The following is an 18,104-nucleotide window of genomic DNA, read 5'->3' as shown; positions in this document are numbered from 1 at the left end:
AATAGGTTACAAAAAACAATAAGAACTATGATTTTAGAAATGAAAGTTCCTTCACCAGGAGAGTCCATTACAGAAGTAGAAATTGCAGCTTGGTTAGTTGCAGATGGCGATTATGTAGAAAAAGATCAGGCTATTGCTGAGGTAGATAGTGATAAAGCAACTTTAGAGCTTCCTGCTGAAGCCAGCGGAATTATAACCTTAAAGGCAGAAGAAGGTGATGCTGTTGCCGTTGGTGAAGTAGTGTGTTTAATTGATACTGCAGCTGAAAAACCTGGTGGTGATTCAGATTCTAAAAAATCTGAGTCGACAGGCGATGAAGGTTCAGGAGATAAAGATGTTGAAAAAGAATTAGCGAAAGAGCAAAAGGAAACTCCAAATAAGGAAGACTCTAAGAAACAGGAAAATCCTTCCCAAAAAACGTACGCTTCAGGTGTGGCAAGTCCCGCAGCTAAAAAAGTATTAGCTGAAAAGAACATGTCTGCTTCAGACGTTAGTGGTTCAGGAAGAGATGGACGTATCACAAAAGAGGATGCCGTTAAAGCGGTACCATCAATGGGAACGCCAACGGGTGGGAAACGTGGTGAATCTCGTTCCAGATTATCCATGTTGCGTCGTAAAGTTGCAGAGCGTTTGGTATCAGCTAAAAACGAAACCGCTATGTTGACCACGTTTAATGAGGTTGACATGACTGAAATTTTTAAATTACGTGAAGAATATAAGGAAACCTTCAAAAGCAAGCACGGCGTTGGTTTAGGCTTTATGAGTTTCTTTACTCTTGCAGCAGTAAGAGCATTAAAAGAATATCCTGCAGTAAACTCTATGATTGATGGTCAGGAAATGATCAGTTTCGATTTCTGTGATATCAGTATCGCGGTATCAGGACCTAAAGGTTTGATGGTTCCGGTCATCAGAAATGCTGAGAACTTAACCTTTAGAGGCGTTGAGTCTGAAGTAAAGCGTTTAGCAATTAGAGCACGCGATGGTCAAATTACGGTTGATGAAATGACAGGTGGGACATTTACGATTTCCAATGGTGGTGTATTTGGAAGTATGTTGTCTACCCCAATTATCAATCCACCACAAAGTGCAATTTTAGGAATGCACAATATTGTGGAACGTCCAGTAGCTATAGATGGACATGTTGAAATCAGACCAATTATGTACCTGGCCGTATCTTATGACCACAGAATTATTGATGGAAAGGAAAGTGTAGGATTCTTGGTAGTTATTAAGGAAGCTTTAGAAAATCCGACAGAATTGCTTATGGATAATGATGTAAAGAGAGCTTTAGAGTTATAAGTTTAGAGTATAAACTATTTTAATCATAAAAGGGGTGCTCTGTAATAAAGCGCCCCTTTTTGCTTGGTAGTCTATGGTGTATAGAAGAAGGTAACTATTATATTGGCGGTAATAATTAATACAGCGCTAACAATCAACGTAATGATGAGGGTTCTGTTGATTTTTTTAGTTTGGTTTTCCATGATAAGTGCAATTTTTATGACTGGTGTGTTTTAGTCCATACGCGGCTAGTGTAATAAACTAATTGATGAGTATCGACCTGGTTGAGCTGAAGACGTAAATTTATCTCATAGAGTGACACTGAACAATACGTAGAATTACGTATTTTTAGGTAGCCAAGCTGCAAAAAAAATAGAGCCCTGAATCAATGACAATCCAGAGCTCTATAAAATAATTCCCCTAAGAATTAATAGCATTGTAAATTTCGTCATTATTTGGGTGGTATACAATACGTAGAACTACGTATTTTTAAGGGTATTTGTAAGATTTAAGTGTAAAAAAAGCGCATTCTGATGGAGAATGCGCTTGTTGACTGAAAATTATCTGATTATAAAAAAGCAACCAGAATATTTAATAAGATTACCAACATAGAAGTCAGAATCAATCCTAAGGCGAAAGAAATATTCGTAAAGCTGGATTGCGATTTCATGAGTATGTCTGTTTTAAAAAGCTTTAGATGAAATAAGCAAATAGAGCTCTTCTTGGTTCTCTTATGAGAATGATTAATAGCAGCATAAAGGTCGCCATTAAGAGCGTAACCCACAATACGTAGAACTACGTATTTTTACAGGAAGGCTTCGTTTTCTTTAGCATAAAGCGCCAAACTGCTTGACTTGGACTCTAAGTCGAGTTTTTTAATGAGATGGCTTTTATGTTTCTCAACGGTTCTGCTGGAGGTAAAAAGAATGTTTCCAATTTCTTTAGCAGTTTTATTCTGAGCAATCAGCCTGAGCACCTCTCTCTCCATAGGGGTGAGGGTTTCTAACGCTTCCGGTACTTCATTAATCTCTAGATATTCGATCAGTTCAGGACTAAAATAGGAGTTGCCTTTTAAAACTGCAGCGATACAATTTTCTATTTCTACAAGTGCAAATTCTTTCAGTACATAGCCGTAAATTTCTAAGTCTTTTGCCTGATTGTAGACGGCTTCATCATTTTCAAAAGTTATCAGTACAATTTTTGTGTGTAGTTTTAAATCTTTACATTTTTGAGCAATTTGTAGACCCGTCAAATAGGGCATTTGAATATCGAGAATAGCAATGTCCGGTTGTTGTGAAACAATCATTTCGAGCGCTTCCTTACCATTAGTGGCACTTCCAGCAAGATTGTAATTTTTTTCCACCAAAAAATCGGTCAGACCTTTAAGAATGAGAGGGTGATCGTCTGCTATGAGTATAGAGGCTTGCATTGGCTATTTATGGTTAGGGATCTTAAAGGTAGTACTTTGCCATAAAAAAACACCCCGCTTATGGCATTTTTAAATACACATTATTCTTCTCATAGTCAATTACAGCTTTTGCTTTTTTTAAAATGTCAGCACCTATAATGCCATCTACGGGTTGCGAATTATGATGTAGTAGGGCGGTATTCACGTGGGTGAGGTTAAAAAGCACCAAGGCGACTTTATCTTTTTTCCATTTCCCGATTTTGATCTTATTTTTCTTGGAAAGTTGGGTGAGCATATCTGTAGCGCCCGCACCGGCAGCTTTAACGTCTGAATCTTTAGCAGTCAATTTGAAGGTTTCAACACCTTCAAAGCCCACGCACGAATAGGATGCGCCTGTATCTAAAATGAACAAGCCTTTGACACCATTTATGGTCGCCTTAATTTCAAAATGATTGGTCTTGGTCAATTTAAGTTTTACCTTGATGTAGCCTTTATCTAAAAGAAAGTCTTTTAAAGACGTGGGAATCTGATCATTTTTTAGAGTCATGTGTTTTTTTATTTAAAACATTAAAAATAGCATAATTATACGCGCTAGCCTCCTAAGGAAATTATAAATATGAAGTGCCCCCAACGCCATGGTATTTTCGGTAAAACTCTAAAAATAATTTTTTTTGAGATTTTTAAGATTCCCCGGAGTGATGCTCTAAACTTGGACTTTAACTTTGAATTCTCCGGAGAAGGAAGTGCAATTATTTGTAAAAGAACCTATACTTTTGCACCATGATTATTACAGATACCCACACCCATTTATACAGTGACGCTTTTGATGAGGATCGTAAAGCAATGATTGAACGTGCCCTTGCAGCCAATGTAACCCGATTTTTTATTCCTGCTATTGATTCCACTTATACTGAGGCCATGCTGCAGTTGGAGGCCGATTTTCCAGAACATGTTCATTTGATGACCGGCTTGCATCCCACATCTGTAAAAGAGGATACTTATAAGGACGAATTGCACCATGTGGAAGCACTCTTAGCAAAACGAAAGTTTGTCGCTGTTGGAGAAATCGGAATTGACTTGTATTGGGATCAGACTACCTTAGAAATCCAGAAAGAAGCATTCAAACATCAAATAAAACTCGCTAAACAGTATCAGTTGCCAATCGTCATACATTGCCGCGATGCTTTTGATGAGATATTTGAGGTATTGGAAACGGAGCAATCAAACGATTTATTTGGTATTTTCCATTGTTTCACTGGTACCTTTGAGCAAGCTAAACGCGCGCTGTCTTTTAATATGAAGTTGGGCATTGGGGGCGTTGTAACCTTTAAGAATGGCGGCATTGATAAGTTTCTGAATGAAATCGACTTGAAGCACATCGTCCTTGAGACAGATTCGCCTTATTTATCACCTACACCTTATAGAGGAAAACGCAATGAAAGTGCCTACATTATAAAGGTCTTGGAAAAACTTTCCGAACTATACCAAATGCCTGCAGCTCAGATTGCGGAAATTACCACAGAAAACTCTAAAGTTATTTTTAAACTATAATCTATGTCCAACCTACAGCCCGATATCTTATTAATCTATACAGGTGGTACCATCGGAATGATCAAACATGCTGAGTCCGGAGCTTTAAAAGCCTTCGATTTCAGCAATTTGATTAAAAAAATACCCGAATTGAAGTTGTTGGACTGTCAGATTACCACGTATTCTTTTGAGGAGCCCATTGATTCTTCCAATATGAACCCCCAATATTGGATACAGATTGCGGAAGTCATTGAGAATAATTATTCCTCTTTTGACGGTTTTGTAGTGTTGCACGGCAGTGATACGATGAGTTATACAGCATCAGCCTTGAGCTTTATGCTCGAAAATTTGGCAAAACCGGTAATTTTAACTGGCTCCCAACTGCCTATTGGCGATTTGCGTACAGATGCCAAAGAAAATCTGATTACATCCATACAAATGGCCTCTTTGCACTATCAAGGCAAGCCTGTTATTAGGGAAGTGGGCCTTTATTTTGAGTACAAATTATACCGTGGCAATAGGACCACCAAGATCAACGCTGAACATTTTGAAGCGTTCGAATCTTTAAATTATCCAGATTTGGCAGAATCAGGCGTGCATTTAAAGGTGTCTAAAGACCATCTTTTTAAGCCTAATACACGTAAAACTTTTAAAATTCACAAGAAACTCGAAAATAATATTGCCTTAATTAAAATGTTTCCGGGCATTTCTAAGCCAGTTTTGGAGTGCATGTTATCGTCCACCGCTATAAAAGGAATTATTTTAGAAACTTATGGTGCTGGAAATACGACGACAGAAGAATGGTTTCTTGACCTGGTTAAAAAGACCATTAAAAATGGCATTCCTGTAATTAATGTAACCCAATGTTCGGGTGGAAGTGTTCATATGGGACAGTATGAAACGAGTTCCCAATTGAAAAAAATGGGCGTAATTTCAGGAAAAGACATCACAACAGAAGCTGCAGTGACCAAATTAATGTACATGTTGGGAGAAAAAATTTCCTCTAAAACGTTCAAAACCATATTTGAAACCTCCTTAAGAGGAGAAATGTCTTAAAATTAACGCTTAAAATTTTCTGCCCTAAAAGATTTTTTCGTTATTTGGCACAGCAATTAAGTTCTAAATTTTAGAGTGGTGGCCGAGCGGTCGAAGGCGCACGCCTGGAAAGCGTGTATACCTCAAAAGGGTATCGAGGGTTCGAATCCCTTCCTCTCTGCAATTAAATTCAGTTTATAGGTTGACGATTCTGATAGAAGTCAACCTTTTAAATTGTAACAATATTGCATTACCGTAATGGGAGTAATGCATTGAGATATCATTAAATCTCTTAGTCTCTCCCGCATTTTTATTTTTTAATTGCAATTTTTTTATATCTTTAACACTTTAACTAATAAAATTTAAGATCAGAACAATGAAAAGACTATTTTCTATCCTAGCCATTGCAGGAATCATGGCTTTCGGAACTGTAAGTGCAAATAACTATGCGGCTACAGCATCAATGGCGACTACAACCGTTGCAACAGTAACTCAAGACGAGACACCGGCTCAGGCTGAAGAACTTGGGTTTCATCAAGAATTAAAGAAACGTTTTATTGAAGGTGGCCCTGGCTTTATGGGTATTGTATTGCTTTGTTTAATTTTAGGACTTGCAATTGCCATTGAAAGAATTATCTTTTTAAATTTATCAACTACAAACACTAAGAAATTAGTTCAAAATGTAGAAGATGCTTTACAATCAGGTGGTATCGAAGCTGCTAAGGAAGTTTGTAGAAATACAAAAGGTCCTGTTGCTTCTATTTATTACCAAGGTTTAGATAGAGCGGACGGCGATTTAGATGCTGCTGAAAAAGCTGTTATTGCTTACGGTGGTGTTCAAATGGGCCAATTAGAGAAAAACGTATCGTGGATCTCATTGTTTATCGCCTTAGCTCCAATGCTTGGGTTTATGGGTACTGTAATCGGTATGATTCAAGCTTTTGATAAAATTGAAGCTGCTGGAGATATGCAACCTTCACTTGTTGCAGGTGGTATTAAAGTAGCACTTTTAACAACGGTATTTGGTCTTATTGTAGCAATTATCCTTCAAGTGTTTTACAACTATATCATTGCTAAGATTGATAGTATTGTAAATGACATGGAAGATGCTTCTATCACATTGATGGATATGCTTGTGAGATACAAAAGATAAACCGAACAATTTAAGAAAATTATGAATTTACACAAAATATTAAAAATAGTAGCTGCGCTTCTAGGCCTTGCAGGGATCATCTTTTTAGTGATGATTATCTCAAAAGGTGATGAAGCAATCAAAGCTGCAGCTCTTGATGGCGATAGCGCTATCATAGATCCAATGGCTTTTGTAACTTACATTATTTTTGCACTGACTTTAGCTTTCGTTCTGTTTTTTGTAGTGAAAAACCTGTTTACAAATACAGGTTCTTTAAAAAGCACATTAATAGGTGTGGGCGCTTTTGCAGCAGTCTTAATAATAGCATACGTATTCTCTAGCGGAGATGATGCAGGAAAATATCTCTATAACGGAGCTCCAGCAACTGAAGGCGAAGCGCATATGGTAGGTGCAGGTTTAATAGCGTTCTACATTTTAATCGTTGGTGCTGCGGCAGCAATGGCATTGGCAGGAATTAAAAAAATAACTAAGTAATTATGGCAAAAAGATCAGCACCCGAAGTTAATGCAGGATCCATGGCTGATATTGCATTCTTACTTCTTATCTTTTTCTTGGTCACCACGACTATTGAGACAGATACAGGGTTAAACAGAAAATTACCTCCTATTGATGATACTGAAACGGAACCACCTATCATTAAGCAAAAGAATATCTTTACGGTTCAATTGAACAGAAACAACCAACTATTAGTTGAGGAACAATTGATGGAGCTTAAAGATTTGAGAAAAGCCGCTGTCGAGTTTTTAGATAACGGTGGTGGAACAGGTACTGATGGCTGTACTTACTGTAAAGGTAAAAGAGATCCAGCATCATCTGACAATCCTGATAAAGCCATCATTTCATTAAAGAACGATAGAGAAACTAAATACGGGATCTATATTTCAGTTCAAAATGAATTGGTAGCCGCTTACAATCAGTTGAGAGATAGACGTGCTATGGAGCTTTACGGGAAAACCTTGAAGGAAATGGAAGCAAATTATGCTGACGTTAATTGGATTGGAAACAAGGATGACCTAAAAGAGAAAATCGAAAAGGTTAAAATTGAATATCCTCAGAAGCTATCAGAAGTGCAATAATAATTTAGAAAAAAAGCAATATGGCCAAATTTAATAAAAAGAAATCAGGCAATTTACCGGCAATAAATACAGCGTCGTTACCTGATATTGTATTTATGCTACTGTTCTTTTTTATGGTGGCGACGACGATGCGTGATACGACATTGAAGATTGAAAACAAGTTACCTTTTGCTGATCAGGTTGAAAAACTAGATAAAAAGGATTTGGTAATGTACATTTATATCGGAAAACCTCAAGAAGCTTTCCAAGCTCAATATGGTAAAGAATCACGAATTCAATTAAATGATAAGTTTGCAGATCTCTCTGAGATTAAAGCTTTTATTGCTTCTGAAAGAGCCTCTAAAAGAGAAGAACTTATTCCATTTTTAACCGTTGCTCTTAAGGTTGACGAAGGTGCCAATATGGGACTGGTAAGTGATGTTAAGCAGGAACTTAGAAAAGAAAATGCGTTGAAAATCAATTACACCACTAAAAAAGGTGATGTAGCGGATAATTAAGAACTACAAGTATTAGTTAAATAGTATTAGCATCCTACTCCTGTAGGATGCTTTTTTTTTGCGATTACATTTCATTTATAGTATTGGATATGTTACCCGCCATCCTGACTGACTTCTCATTTAATTAAATCATCAATTGGGAGACCATTCCTTTTAACTACAATATCAAAATACTCAATATTATCAATTATATTTGTGCTATGAGAAGTGCTATCTTTTTTATTCTTAGTTGTTGCTTCACGCAGCTCATGTTGGCACAACAGGCTACAGATACGACCTTCGTTGACCATAATTATAGAGAAGATCAGTTTTACTTTTCACTTACCTACAATCTTTTAGGTAACGTTCCCAATGATCTCAAACAAAGTGGTTTTTCCAGTGGGGTCCATTTTGGGGTCATAAGGGATATGCCTATTAACGAGCGTCGTAACGTCGCAATAGGGATAGGATTAGGGCTTTCAGCCAATTCCTATAACCAGAACCTCCTGATCTCAGAGGGGCCTGATGGTGGGTATAGTTATGATATCATTGATGAAAGCATTATTACCATCAAAAGAAATAAGTTTACGACTTATGCCCTCGAGCTACCTATAGAATTCCGATGGCGAACGTCTACCGCCAAGGACTATAAGTTTTGGCGAATTTATTCTGGGGTGAAATTGGGGTACGTATTTCATAATACGTCCAAATTCACTGGAAGTGCGGCCGATATTAAATTGAATGCGAATGACGATTTTGATGCGCTTCAATACGGACTCACACTAAGCGCGGGCTACTCCACTTGGAACTTTCATGTCTATTATGGTCTCAATCCTATTTTTAAAGATACTGTACGCCTTGATGGGAAGTCTATCGTCATGAATAGTATTAAAATTGGATTGATGTTTTACCTGCTGTAATTTTAAGCCTAACCTTTTTTCAGGCCATTTATAAAAATTCGTTTGAAGCGCACTATAGCCAATAATTCAGTAAAATGAGTTGTGGTACTAAGCCTACAAAAAAGCCTAGTATCAACTCCACATTAGTATGTGCTTTTAAGTGCAATCGCGACGTTGCTATAGCCCCGATGATGATGCACATTAAGGCAATGGTCCCATTGATATTAATTTTAAAATGTATGCTTAATGCGAGGGCAAACATGAAAAATCCGGCACTTGCAATCATATGAATGCTCGCCTTGATTTTAAAAACAGCTAAGAAGAGACAGGCTAATGTAGAAAACAGAATGCCCAAATAGAAGTAATACAATTCTGGTAGTTCGTGATAAGGCAACACCCGCTTTAAAATTAATCCAATAATTACCGTATTTAAGAACAGAGGGATAAGGCGTTCTTTAGTGGATTTAAGATGTAGCGATTCGACTTGTTTTATGGTTTTAAGCAAAAAATAGAGTAGAATGGGAAGTATCAGTGTTAATATGGTAATTGAAAACAGTTTGGCCTTTATCACAGGATCTGGAATAAATCGTGGTGTTTTCGAAAAATAAAAAATCACCCCAAGCAAGGGCATGATCAATGGGTGGAAAATATAAGAGATACTCTTTAAAAGATAGTGTATCATATTTTTTTGCGTAATCGCGCCACAGGAATATCTAACTGTTCTCTGTATTTGGCAACTGTACGTCTTGCAATTGGGTAGCCTTTTTCTAATAAAATGCTAGCCAATTTTTCATCAGTTAGTGGTTTGCGTTTGTTTTCATCTTCAATAACTGTCTCCAATATTTTTTTAATTTCACGCGTAGAGACTTCTTCGCCCTGGTCATTGGTCATGGATTCTGAGAAGAATTCTTTAATCAATTTAGTGCCATAAGGTGTATCTACGTATTTGCTGTTGGCCACGCGAGATACGGTGGAAACATCCATTTCAATTTCATCGGCAATGTCCTTTAAAATCATCGGTTTAAGTTTGCGCTCATCCCCCGAAAGGAAATATTCCTTCTGATAATGCATAATGGAACTCATGGTTACAAACAAGGTCTGCTGACGCTGTTTAATGGCTTCTATAAACCACTTGGCCGCATCTAACTTCTGTTTGATGAACATGACCGCATCTTTTTGAGATTTCGACTTGTCTTTTGCCTCCTTATAGCCTTTCATCATATTGCTATACTCTCTAGACACGTGCAATTCTGGAGCGTTTCTACCATTCAAGGTCAATTCCAATTCGCCATCAACAATTCTAATGGCAAAATCTGGTACGATATGCTCCACAATTCTATTGTTTCCAGAGTAGGAACCTCCTGGTTTTGGATTCAAGCGTTCAATCTCGTCAATAGCATCTTTAAGTTGCATCTCAGTAATGTCGAACTTCTGGATTAATTTTTTGTAATGCTTTTTGGTAAATTGGTCAAAGGCATTGTCAATAATCTCAATAGCCAATTCTACATCCGGATTTTTTTCCCGGCGGTGCAATTGAATACTTAAGCATTCCTGAAGATTACGCGCACCAACTCCTGCAGGATCCAATTGATGGACCACATGAAGCACTTTTTCTATCGATTTTTCGTCCGTAAAGACATTTTGGGTAAAAGCCAAATCGTCTGTAATATCAGCCAATGAACGTCTGATATAGCCACTTTCATCGACACTGCCCACCAAAAATTCTGCAATATCTCGTTCGTCATCGGTCAATCTGAAGGTGTTGAGCTGGTTGGTCAAATATTGGGTAAACGAAGTTCCAGCGGCAAACGGGATATCCTTGTCTTCATCATCCGCGCTGTAATTATTGGCTTGGGTTCTATAGTCGGGGACATCGTCATCGCTCAAATATTCATCAACGTTGATGTCTTCTCCAATCTGGTCAGAATCATCGTACTCCTCTTGGGTGTTGTCAAATTCATCAAAACTATCATCCAGTTCATCAGATTCCTTGCCCGATTCCAAAGCCGGATTCTCTTCCATTTCCTGTTTTAAACGTTGCTCAAATGCTTGCGTAGGCAATTGAATCAGCTTCATCAACTGAATTTGTTGCGGCGACAACTTTTGGGATAATTTGAACTGTAAATACTGCTTTAGCATACGTTTAAAATGGTTTTAGTCTAAAATAGAAAAAACAATCTATAAATGTAATAAATATAGATTGTTTTGTGAAATATTTACGTTTTTGAGACGGCTCTGAATAGGGTCTAAAAAAGGTTTAAGGTTTACTAAAAATCGGCGTTGTGCGGTGTTCTCGGGAATGGAATGACGTCACGGATATTGCCCATGCCAGTCACAAACATGACCAACCGTTCAAAACCTAGTCCGAAGCCTGAATGCACTGCGGTTCCGTATTTACGCAAATCTAAATACCACCACAGTTCTTCTTCATCAATTTCTAAAGCTTTCATTTTTTCTTTAAGAACTTCTAAACGCTCTTCACGTTGCGAACCTCCCACCATTTCGCCAATGCCTGGAAATAAAATGTCCATTGCGCGAACGGTTTTGCCATCTTCATTTAAGCGCATGTAAAATGCTTTAATGTTAGCTGGGTAATCAAATAAAATGACTGGACATTTAAAGTGTTTCTCCACTAAAAAGCGTTCGTGCTCACTTTGAAGATCGGCACCCCATTCTTCAATGATGTAGTTGAATTGCTTCTTTTTGTTAGGCTTAGAATTCTTTAAGATATCAATAGCTTCTGTATAACTCACGCGTTTGAAGTTATTATCCACTACAAATTTAAGTTTATCAATTAAGCTCATTTCTGAACGTTCAGCCTGAGGCTTTGTCTTTTCTTCGTCAAGTAAACGTTGTTCCAAAAACTCTAAATCTTCACGATTGTGTTCAAGGATATAGCTTAATACTGATTTCAGGAAATCTTCCGCCAAGTCCATATTGCCAGCCAAGTCCATAAAAGCGACTTCTGGCTCAATCATCCAAAATTCGGCCAAATGGCGAGAGGTGTTGGAGTTTTCAGCTCTAAAAGTTGGTCCAAAAGTATAAACTTTACCTAATGACATGGCGTAGGACTCTGCTTCCAACTGACCAGAAACGGTTAGATTAGTTTCCTTGCCAAAGAAATCTTCTTTATAATTAACGGCACCAGTTTCAGTTAATGGTGGGTTTTTTGGATCTAATCCAGTAACACGAAACATTTCGCCTGCGCCTTCCGCATCACTTCCGGTAATGATTGGCGTGTGCATATAGTAAAAACCGTTATCATTGAAATATTTATGGATGGCAAATGATAAGGTGGAACGCAAACGCATTACCGCACTAAACGTATTGGTTCTGGTGCGTAAATGGGCATTTTCACGTAAAAACTCAAACGAATGTTTTTTAGGTTGAATTGGATAAGTCTCTGGATCAGAATCGCCTAAAATTATAATCTTGTTAACTTTAATTTCAACAGATTGTCCTTTTCCTTGACTTTCAATCAATTCGCCTTTAATATGAACAGCAGCACCAGTAGTGATACGCTTTAAAGTTTTTTCATCCGTATTTTCAAAATCAACAACACACTGTATATTTTGAAGTGAAGACCCATCATTTAAAGCAATAAAACGGTTCGCTCTAAAGGTTCTAACCCACCCCTTGATGTCAATGTCCTGCGATTTAAAATCGGCCTTTAAAAGTTGTGCAACAGTTTTTGATGTCATTGTTATAAATTTAAGTGTGCAAAGATAAAAAAAGCCAAGCGGCTTTCAAGCCCCAAAGATTTAAAAAAACAAATTCCAAAATGGAAAGTACTTCTTTTGGAATTTGGCTGTTTTATAGAAGAATTTAAGCTTCTGTGTCATCCTCTTCCGGAATGATGTTTATTGTAGGTTCTTTTAAGGTATGCTTGTTGGCGATACTTTTCTCTAAAGATAACAGCAGGGATGGTAGCAGCAGTAGGTTAGAGAGCATGGCAAATAATAATGTGGCTGAAACTAATGCTCCTAAGGCAACCGTCCCTCCAAAACTTGACAGTGTAAATACGGAAAACCCGAAGAATAATACAATCGAGGTATAAAACATACTGACGCCAGTTTCACGTAATGCACCGTATACGGACTTCTTAATCCTCCAATTATTAGCCTGCAATTCCTGACGGTATTTGGCCAAAAAGTGAATGGTATCATCTACTGAAATTCCAAAGGCTATACTAAACACCAAAATAGTAGAAGGTTTTATAGGTACTCCCAAGTATCCCATCAGACCAGCCGTGATGAGGAGCGGCAATAGGTTGGGGATTAAGGACACGACAATCATTCTGAACGATCGGAACAAATAGGCCATAAAAAGTGCAATTAACAAAATGGCCAGTGAGAGGGAAATAAATAGATTTTTTACTAAATATTTTGTGCCTTTTTGGAAAACTAAGGCCTTTCCGGTCATGATGACCTCATACTGCTCTTCCGGAAATAATTTATCAATTTCAGTTTGAATGCCTTCTTCAATACGTTCCATTTTGTCCGTACCAATATCTTTCATAAAGGTAGTGATCCGAGCATAACGGCCCGTACTATCCACAAAGCTCTTTAAAAGGTCAGCTTCCGTACTTGAGTTTTTAGCGTAAGACAATATAAAACTGTTTTCCTGGCTTGTTGGAAGTTGGTAGTATTTTGGATTTCCGTTATAATAAGCCTGCTTGGAATATTTTACCAAACTGACTACAGATACGGAGCGGGAGAGTTGGGGAATGTTATTAATATACTCTTCCAGCTCGTTCATGCGTTTGAGCGTGCTCAATTTCATGACCCCTTTTTTGCGTTTGGTATCTATCATGATTTCCAACGGCATGATCCCATTGAATTCGTCTTCAAAAAAGCGGATGTCCTTAAAGAATTCCGTGTTTTGCGGCATATCCTCAATCAAACTTCCGGAAATTTTAATCTGGAAAATACCGACCAAACTCAAGGTCAATAAACTTACCGCAGTAATGTATATGGTGATGCGACGTTCTTTAACCATGCGGGCCATCCAATTGACAAATCCGGTGGTCCAACGTCGGTTAAAGTGGTCTAGGTGGCGCTCTTTAGGATACGGTAAAAAGGTATAGATGATTGGGATGATCAGTATGGACAGAATGAATATGGAGATGATACTCAACGAGGCGACAATACCGAATTCTTTTAATAAAGTGCTTTCAGTTAAAATAAACGTTGCAAAACCTGATGCCGTAGTCATGTTGGTCATTAAGGTGGCGTTCCCAATTTTGGTGATAACCCGTTGTAATGATCTTACCTTATTACCGTGCAATTTCACCTCATGCTGATACTTATTGATCAGGAAAATACAGTTAGGAATCCCTATGACAATTATTAATGGAGGAATTAAGGCAGTGAGTACGGTAATTTCGTAGCCCAAAAGTCCGATAATCCCGAAAGTCCACATCACCCCTACGGAAACCACCAACAGCGCAATGAGCGTCGCTCTGACGGATCTGAAGAACAAAAAGAAGATAAAGGACGTAACCAATAAGGCCGCGCCAATAAACAGGCCAATCTCATCGACAATGCTCTGGGAGTTTAGCGTTCGGATGTACGGCATTCCGGAAACTCTGACATCTAAATCATAAGTTTCCTCAAACGTCTTTACGTTAGCTTCTAGGATGTCAATAATAAAATCTTTCCGGGCGGCAGTGTTGACAATATCTTTTTTAAGGTAGATAGCGGTTCTTATGGTACGGGTTTCTTTATTAAATAGGAAATTGTCGTAAAATGGATATTGTTGAAACAGCTCTTGCTGCAAGGTGTCTATTTGCGCTAAGGAGGTCAACGAGTCCTTTATGAAGGGTTGCAAGTCAAACTTTTGCAGATCTGTATTCTTGACGAGCTTCTGTAAATCTTGTATGCTGAGCACGGTCTCAACTTCATCATACTGCTTAAAGCTTTCTGAAAGTCTGTTCCAAGCGTTTAACTTTTCAACCGTATAAAGTGAGGAATCCTTAACGCCAAGCACCACAAGATTGCCTTCCTCTCCAAAAATATCCAAAAACTTATTGTAGGTAAGATTGACCTCGTGGTCATTTGGCAAAAGATTGGCTTCTGTAAATGTGAAGCGCATGTTTTTCCATTGGGTGCTGAAAAGCAGCGTTATCAATACAATACCGATCAGAATGATGATCTTGTTTCGCAGTATCAATCGCGCTACAGCTTCCCAAAAACTTTTTGTAGATAATTTAGACATGGCATTTTGTACAATAGCAAATTTATGAAAAAATAGATTTGCCGGTCGTTTATAATGAAATATTAAAAGTGAACTTGGCCGCGACGTTATCAGTAAATTCCGGTAAATGGTACCCGCCATAGCGGTAGGCAAAACTCAGTCCGAATCCGAATAATATTTTATTGATTTCAAAGCCTGCCTCAGAATAGCCTTTATCGAGCGTGCCAAATGTCACCTGTTGATGCCGGTCAATATCATGCATGTCGCCAATGGCAAAACGCGAAATGAGCACCATTTGCGGTTGCATTTTTTTTGCAATGTTAAATGGTTTTAAGTAATGTTTCAATTGAAGGGTAGCAAACCTATCCGAGAAAAACTCATTAAAATACATGGTTTCAAAACTATTGATGCCGGCTACAGAAAACCGTTGTAGAATGGTTTCTTTATCAATATTGTTAGGGTAAGCGTGGTATAAATGCGTCAAGGGTGTTTTACCTGTGGCAATCCCACTGGTGAGCGTTGCTTCTGTAAAAGATTTACCATCGGCAGTGTGGTCTAATTTGTAAATCGTCCTAAAGTCGGCCTTAAAAAAATTAAAATCGCCTCCAATCACATCTTTAAAACTCCGAGTCATCTGTAGGGTGAAATTAGGGTAGCCTTCTTTCTCCACCTCTACATCCCCAACAGTTTCGAACGTATTAAAAGGATTCCATTGTAAGGACATTTGTGCAGTGCTCAATCTGAATTCCTTGAATGCCTTGTCATCAACAAAAAACGTATAATCGTATGTAGTGGTCACATTGCTTCTGGAGAATTCGGTTTCAGAAAGCAAATAGGGCGTAATTCTGTGTTCTACTGAAATGGCCTTGGTAATGTGATGGTGAAAGAGGTTGATATTCAGTAGCCGGGGCTCAAAAAATGAAAAGAAACGTTTGTCCGTCAAAAAAGTGGAGCTGCCTGTTTCTTGAAGATCATCGGTATAATCTAAATTGATCCAAGTGTCGGTAGGTTCAGAAACCCGGAATCCGCCGCCAACACTATATTTAAAAGTATGGTCCTTAAATCCGTAAACCACGTAACCATTTACACGGTATTTCTCTGAAAGATTTTCATTGGTACGGCCGCCCAATCCAGTCCGTACACCTTCATATTGATTGAATTTAAACAGATAGCGCAAATCAATATCGATAAATTTTGTTGGGAAAAACCCATTGCCAATTTGCTTGAAAAATTTGCTTTTTTTAATGGAATCCTGTTGAACGACCGTGAGTGTGTCTCCAACTTTTGTTGGGACTTGCGCCTGTGCGGACCATAAACAAACCATAAATAAAAGATAAGCACAGTATTTTTGCATCGCGAGGTTTTATAAGGATTAGGTAAAGCTAAAAAAAGCGATTTGGAAATCGCTTTATAGTTATACGGTCATGATCTCTTTTTCTTTTGCTTCTAAGAAATCGTCAATTTTTTTAACGTACTTATCGGTAAGTTGTTGTACGCTTTGCTCAGCATCTTTTTGAAGATCTTCAGATACATCTTCTAGTTTTTTAATCTCAGTATTGGCATCCTTTCGAGCACTACGCACCCCAATTTTAGCATCCTCAGCTTCAGCCTTAGCCTGTTTGGCCAATTCACGACGACGTTCTTCAGTTAGTGGCGGTACATTGATGATAATCAAATCGCCATTATTCATTGGGTTAAACCCTAAGTTTGCAATCTGAATCCCCTTTTCAATTTCTTGAAGCATCTTTTTCTCCCATGGTTGTACAGAAATTGTTCTTCCGTCAGGCGTGTTCACATTGGCTACTTGCGCTAGGGGCGTTTGTGACCCATAATAATTAACCATTACATTTCCCAACATGGCCGGTGTAGCTTTCCCAGCCCTAATGTTTGTAAATTGTTTTTCAAGATGCTTAATGGCGCTGTCCATGGCTTCTTGTGTGCTATCCAATATAAATTTAATGTCTTCGTTCATCATTAAAAAATTTTAAATTCTAAAACAGTTCAAAAAATGAGCCAGATGGCTTTGTTTTAGGGTTATAAATTAACTTTAGTTCCGATTTTTTCGCCTAAAACCACTTTTAAGAGATTTCCTTTTTTGTTCATATCAAAAACAATAATTGGCAATTCATTTTCCTGACTTAAGGTAAAAGCAGTAGTATCCATAACTTTAAGGCCTTTGCGCAATACATCATCAAAAGTAATGTGGTCAAATTTTACCGCGCTGTTGTCTTTTTCAGGATCGGTATTGTAAATACCATCTACACGCGTTCCTTTTAAAATTACGTCTGCTTCAATTTCTATAGCTCTCAATACCGCTGCTGAATCTGTAGTAAAATACGGATTTCCGGTACCACCACCAAAAATGACCACTCGGCCTTTTTCTAGGTGACGCATCGCTTTTCTTCGGATAAAAGGTTCTGCTACCTGATTGATATGCACTGCAGACTGTAAGCGGGTTGGGATGCCAGCATCTTCTAGAGCGCTTTGCAGAGCCAATCCGTTAATTACGGTTGCCAGCATGCCCATATGGTCGCCTTGTACGCGATCCATACCGTTACTTGCGCCTGCAACACCTCTAAAAATATTTCCTCCACCGATAACTATGGCTACTTCTACACCCAATTTGGTGATGGCGCTAATATCTGCCGCATATTCTTCTAATCGTTGCGGGTCAATCCCGTACTGACGATCTCCCATTAATGCTTCGCCAGATAATTTCAGGAGGATTCTTTTGTATTTCATGTGTTCAATCTTATTGTTTTTCAATGGTCACATGTTGCTCGCTAATAACCATTGCTCTAGGTTTTACAATTTTCAGCAAGCTCGATTCATGTGTTCAATCTTATTGTTTTTCAATGGTCACATGTTGCTCGCTAATAACCATTGCTCTAGGTTTTACAATTTTCAGCATGCTCGATTCATGTGTCCAATCTTATTGTTTTTCAATGGTCACATGTTGCTCGCTAATAACCATTGCTCTAGGTTTTACAATTTTCAGCAAGCTCGATTCATGTGTTCAATCTTATTGTTTTTCAATGGTCACATGTTGCTCGC

Annotated in this window: 17 protein-coding genes and 1 tRNA gene; 9 read left to right on the top strand and 9 right to left on the bottom strand. The window is 38.1% G+C overall.

The genetic code is table 11. From position 1 onward, the window contains the following. The first annotated feature begins 27 nt into the window (after window positions 1–27). Window positions 28–1,299, top strand: a complete 1,272-nt coding sequence (gene odhB / locus ES711_RS06370; RefSeq protein ID WP_146891626.1) for a 2-oxoglutarate dehydrogenase complex dihydrolipoyllysine-residue succinyltransferase — start codon at window positions 28–30, stop codon at window positions 1,297–1,299. 784 nt (window positions 1,300–2,083) lie between these two features. Here odhB and ES711_RS06365 read toward each other — a convergent pair. Beyond that, on the bottom strand, window positions 2,084–2,707 hold the full coding sequence (locus ES711_RS06365; RefSeq protein WP_146891623.1) for a response regulator: 624 nt from the start codon (window positions 2,705–2,707) through the stop codon (window positions 2,084–2,086). Window positions 2,708–2,765: 58 nt separating this feature from the next. Continuing rightward, window positions 2,766–3,233, bottom strand: coding sequence for a retropepsin-like aspartic protease (locus ES711_RS06360; RefSeq protein ID WP_146891621.1), 468 nt, complete (start codon window positions 3,231–3,233; stop codon window positions 2,766–2,768). Window positions 3,234–3,466: 233 nt separating this feature from the next. Here ES711_RS06360 and ES711_RS06355 point away from each other — a divergent pair, with 233 nt between their 5' ends. The 8 genes from ES711_RS06355 (at window position 3,467) to ES711_RS06320 (ending at window position 8,876) form a co-directional block, all read left to right on the top strand. Beyond that, window positions 3,467–4,237, top strand: coding sequence for a TatD family hydrolase (locus ES711_RS06355; protein WP_146891618.1), 771 nt, complete (start codon window positions 3,467–3,469; stop codon window positions 4,235–4,237). Window positions 4,238–4,240: 3 nt separating this feature from the next. Further along, complete coding sequence (locus ES711_RS06350; protein WP_146891615.1) at window positions 4,241–5,272, top strand: asparaginase; 1,032 nt, start codon at window positions 4,241–4,243, stop codon at window positions 5,270–5,272. A 72-nt stretch (window positions 5,273–5,344) separates the two neighbouring features. Then, a tRNA-Ser gene (locus tag ES711_RS06345) sits at window positions 5,345–5,432 on the top strand. 195 nt (window positions 5,433–5,627) lie between these two features. Further along, window positions 5,628–6,404: a MotA/TolQ/ExbB proton channel family protein gene (locus ES711_RS06340; RefSeq protein WP_146891612.1), complete on the top strand. Its 777-nt coding sequence runs from the start codon at window positions 5,628–5,630 to the stop codon at window positions 6,402–6,404. A 21-nt stretch (window positions 6,405–6,425) separates the two neighbouring features. Continuing rightward, window positions 6,426–6,878: a hypothetical protein gene (locus tag ES711_RS06335; RefSeq protein WP_146891609.1), complete on the top strand. Its 453-nt coding sequence runs from the start codon at window positions 6,426–6,428 to the stop codon at window positions 6,876–6,878. Window positions 6,879–6,880: 2 nt separating this feature from the next. Continuing rightward, window positions 6,881–7,480: an ExbD/TolR family protein gene (locus ES711_RS06330; protein WP_146891606.1), complete on the top strand. Its 600-nt coding sequence runs from the start codon at window positions 6,881–6,883 to the stop codon at window positions 7,478–7,480. Between the two features lie 20 nt (window positions 7,481–7,500). After that, complete coding sequence (locus tag ES711_RS06325; protein ID WP_146891603.1) at window positions 7,501–7,977, top strand: ExbD/TolR family protein; 477 nt, start codon at window positions 7,501–7,503, stop codon at window positions 7,975–7,977. A 200-nt stretch (window positions 7,978–8,177) separates the two neighbouring features. Beyond that, window positions 8,178–8,876, top strand: a complete 699-nt coding sequence (locus ES711_RS06320; RefSeq protein WP_146891600.1) for a porin family protein — start codon at window positions 8,178–8,180, stop codon at window positions 8,874–8,876. Window positions 8,877–8,928: 52 nt separating this feature from the next. Here ES711_RS06320 and ES711_RS06315 read toward each other — a convergent pair whose 3' ends face one another. The 7 genes from ES711_RS06315 to pyrH form a co-directional block, all read right to left on the bottom strand. Continuing rightward, entirely contained in the window at window positions 8,929–9,537 is a 609-nt protein-coding gene (locus ES711_RS06315; RefSeq protein ID WP_146891597.1) for a hypothetical protein, read from the bottom strand. After that, the gene (rpoN, locus tag ES711_RS06310) at window positions 9,534–10,994 is read right to left on the bottom strand and encodes an RNA polymerase factor sigma-54 (protein ID WP_146891595.1); all 1,461 of its coding nucleotides are present in this window, start codon (window positions 10,992–10,994) and stop codon (window positions 9,534–9,536) included. Before rpoN ends, ES711_RS06315 begins: the two co-directional genes overlap by 4 nt. Window positions 10,995–11,122: 128 nt before the next feature. Beyond that, entirely contained in the window at window positions 11,123–12,556 is a 1,434-nt protein-coding gene (gene asnS / locus ES711_RS06305) for an asparagine--tRNA ligase (protein ID WP_146891592.1), read from the bottom strand. 124 nt (window positions 12,557–12,680) lie between these two features. Then, the gene (locus ES711_RS06300; RefSeq protein ID WP_146891590.1) at window positions 12,681–15,071 is read right to left on the bottom strand and encodes an efflux RND transporter permease subunit; all 2,391 of its coding nucleotides are present in this window, start codon (window positions 15,069–15,071) and stop codon (window positions 12,681–12,683) included. A gap of 49 nt (window positions 15,072–15,120) precedes the next feature. After that, window positions 15,121–16,404 carry a hypothetical protein gene (locus tag ES711_RS06295; protein ID WP_146891587.1) on the bottom strand — a complete coding sequence of 428 codons (1,284 nt, stop codon included), beginning with the start codon at window positions 16,402–16,404 and terminating at the stop codon, window positions 15,121–15,123. 60 nt (window positions 16,405–16,464) lie between these two features. Next, window positions 16,465–17,022 (bottom strand): ribosome recycling factor, encoded by a 558-nt coding sequence (gene frr / locus ES711_RS06290; protein WP_146892848.1) that lies wholly within the window; start codon window positions 17,020–17,022, stop codon window positions 16,465–16,467. Between the two features lie 62 nt (window positions 17,023–17,084). Then, window positions 17,085–17,792: a UMP kinase gene (gene pyrH, locus ES711_RS06285; protein WP_146891584.1), complete on the bottom strand. Its 708-nt coding sequence runs from the start codon at window positions 17,790–17,792 to the stop codon at window positions 17,085–17,087. Between the last annotated feature and the right edge of the window lie 312 nt (window positions 17,793–18,104).

Origin of the sequence: Gelidibacter salicanalis, from assembly GCF_007997285.1 — a bacterium.
GTDB classification, from domain to species: domain Bacteria; phylum Bacteroidota; class Bacteroidia; order Flavobacteriales; family Flavobacteriaceae; genus Gelidibacter; species Gelidibacter salicanalis.
Note: the sequence above shows the minus strand (reverse complement) of the source record. Positions and strands in the feature narration are given on the sequence as shown.

Bases quoted from the DNA above. Each gene is read 5' to 3' on its own strand.
- pyrH (WP_146891584.1), bottom strand. From the start codon at position 17,792: ATGAAATACAAAAGAATCCTCCTGAAATTATCTGGCGAAGCATTAATG.
- rpoN (WP_146891595.1), bottom strand. From the start codon at position 10,994: ATGCTAAAGCAGTATTTACAGTTCAAATTATCCCAAAAGTTGTCGCCG.
- ES711_RS06325 (WP_146891603.1), top strand. From the start codon at position 7,501: ATGGCCAAATTTAATAAAAAGAAATCAGGCAATTTACCGGCAATAAAT.
- asnS (WP_146891592.1), bottom strand. From the start codon at position 12,556: ATGACATCAAAAACTGTTGCACAACTTTTAAAGGCCGATTTTAAATCG.
- ES711_RS06360 (WP_146891621.1), bottom strand. From the start codon at position 3,233: ATGACTCTAAAAAATGATCAGATTCCCACGTCTTTAAAAGACTTTCTT.
- ES711_RS06300 (WP_146891590.1), bottom strand. From the start codon at position 15,071: ATGTCTAAATTATCTACAAAAAGTTTTTGGGAAGCTGTAGCGCGATTG.
- odhB (WP_146891626.1), top strand. From the start codon at position 28: ATGATTTTAGAAATGAAAGTTCCTTCACCAGGAGAGTCCATTACAGAA.
- ES711_RS06335 (WP_146891609.1), top strand. From the start codon at position 6,426: ATGAATTTACACAAAATATTAAAAATAGTAGCTGCGCTTCTAGGCCTT.
- ES711_RS06340 (WP_146891612.1), top strand. From the start codon at position 5,628: ATGAAAAGACTATTTTCTATCCTAGCCATTGCAGGAATCATGGCTTTC.
- ES711_RS06355 (WP_146891618.1), top strand. From the start codon at position 3,467: ATGATTATTACAGATACCCACACCCATTTATACAGTGACGCTTTTGAT.
- ES711_RS06330 (WP_146891606.1), top strand. From the start codon at position 6,881: ATGGCAAAAAGATCAGCACCCGAAGTTAATGCAGGATCCATGGCTGAT.
- frr (WP_146892848.1), bottom strand. From the start codon at position 17,022: ATGAACGAAGACATTAAATTTATATTGGATAGCACACAAGAAGCCATG.
- ES711_RS06320 (WP_146891600.1), top strand. From the start codon at position 8,178: ATGAGAAGTGCTATCTTTTTTATTCTTAGTTGTTGCTTCACGCAGCTC.
- ES711_RS06365 (WP_146891623.1), bottom strand. From the start codon at position 2,707: ATGCAAGCCTCTATACTCATAGCAGACGATCACCCTCTCATTCTTAAA.
- ES711_RS06315 (WP_146891597.1), bottom strand. From the start codon at position 9,537: ATGATACACTATCTTTTAAAGAGTATCTCTTATATTTTCCACCCATTG.
- ES711_RS06295 (WP_146891587.1), bottom strand. From the start codon at position 16,404: ATGCAAAAATACTGTGCTTATCTTTTATTTATGGTTTGTTTATGGTCC.
- ES711_RS06350 (WP_146891615.1), top strand. From the start codon at position 4,241: ATGTCCAACCTACAGCCCGATATCTTATTAATCTATACAGGTGGTACC.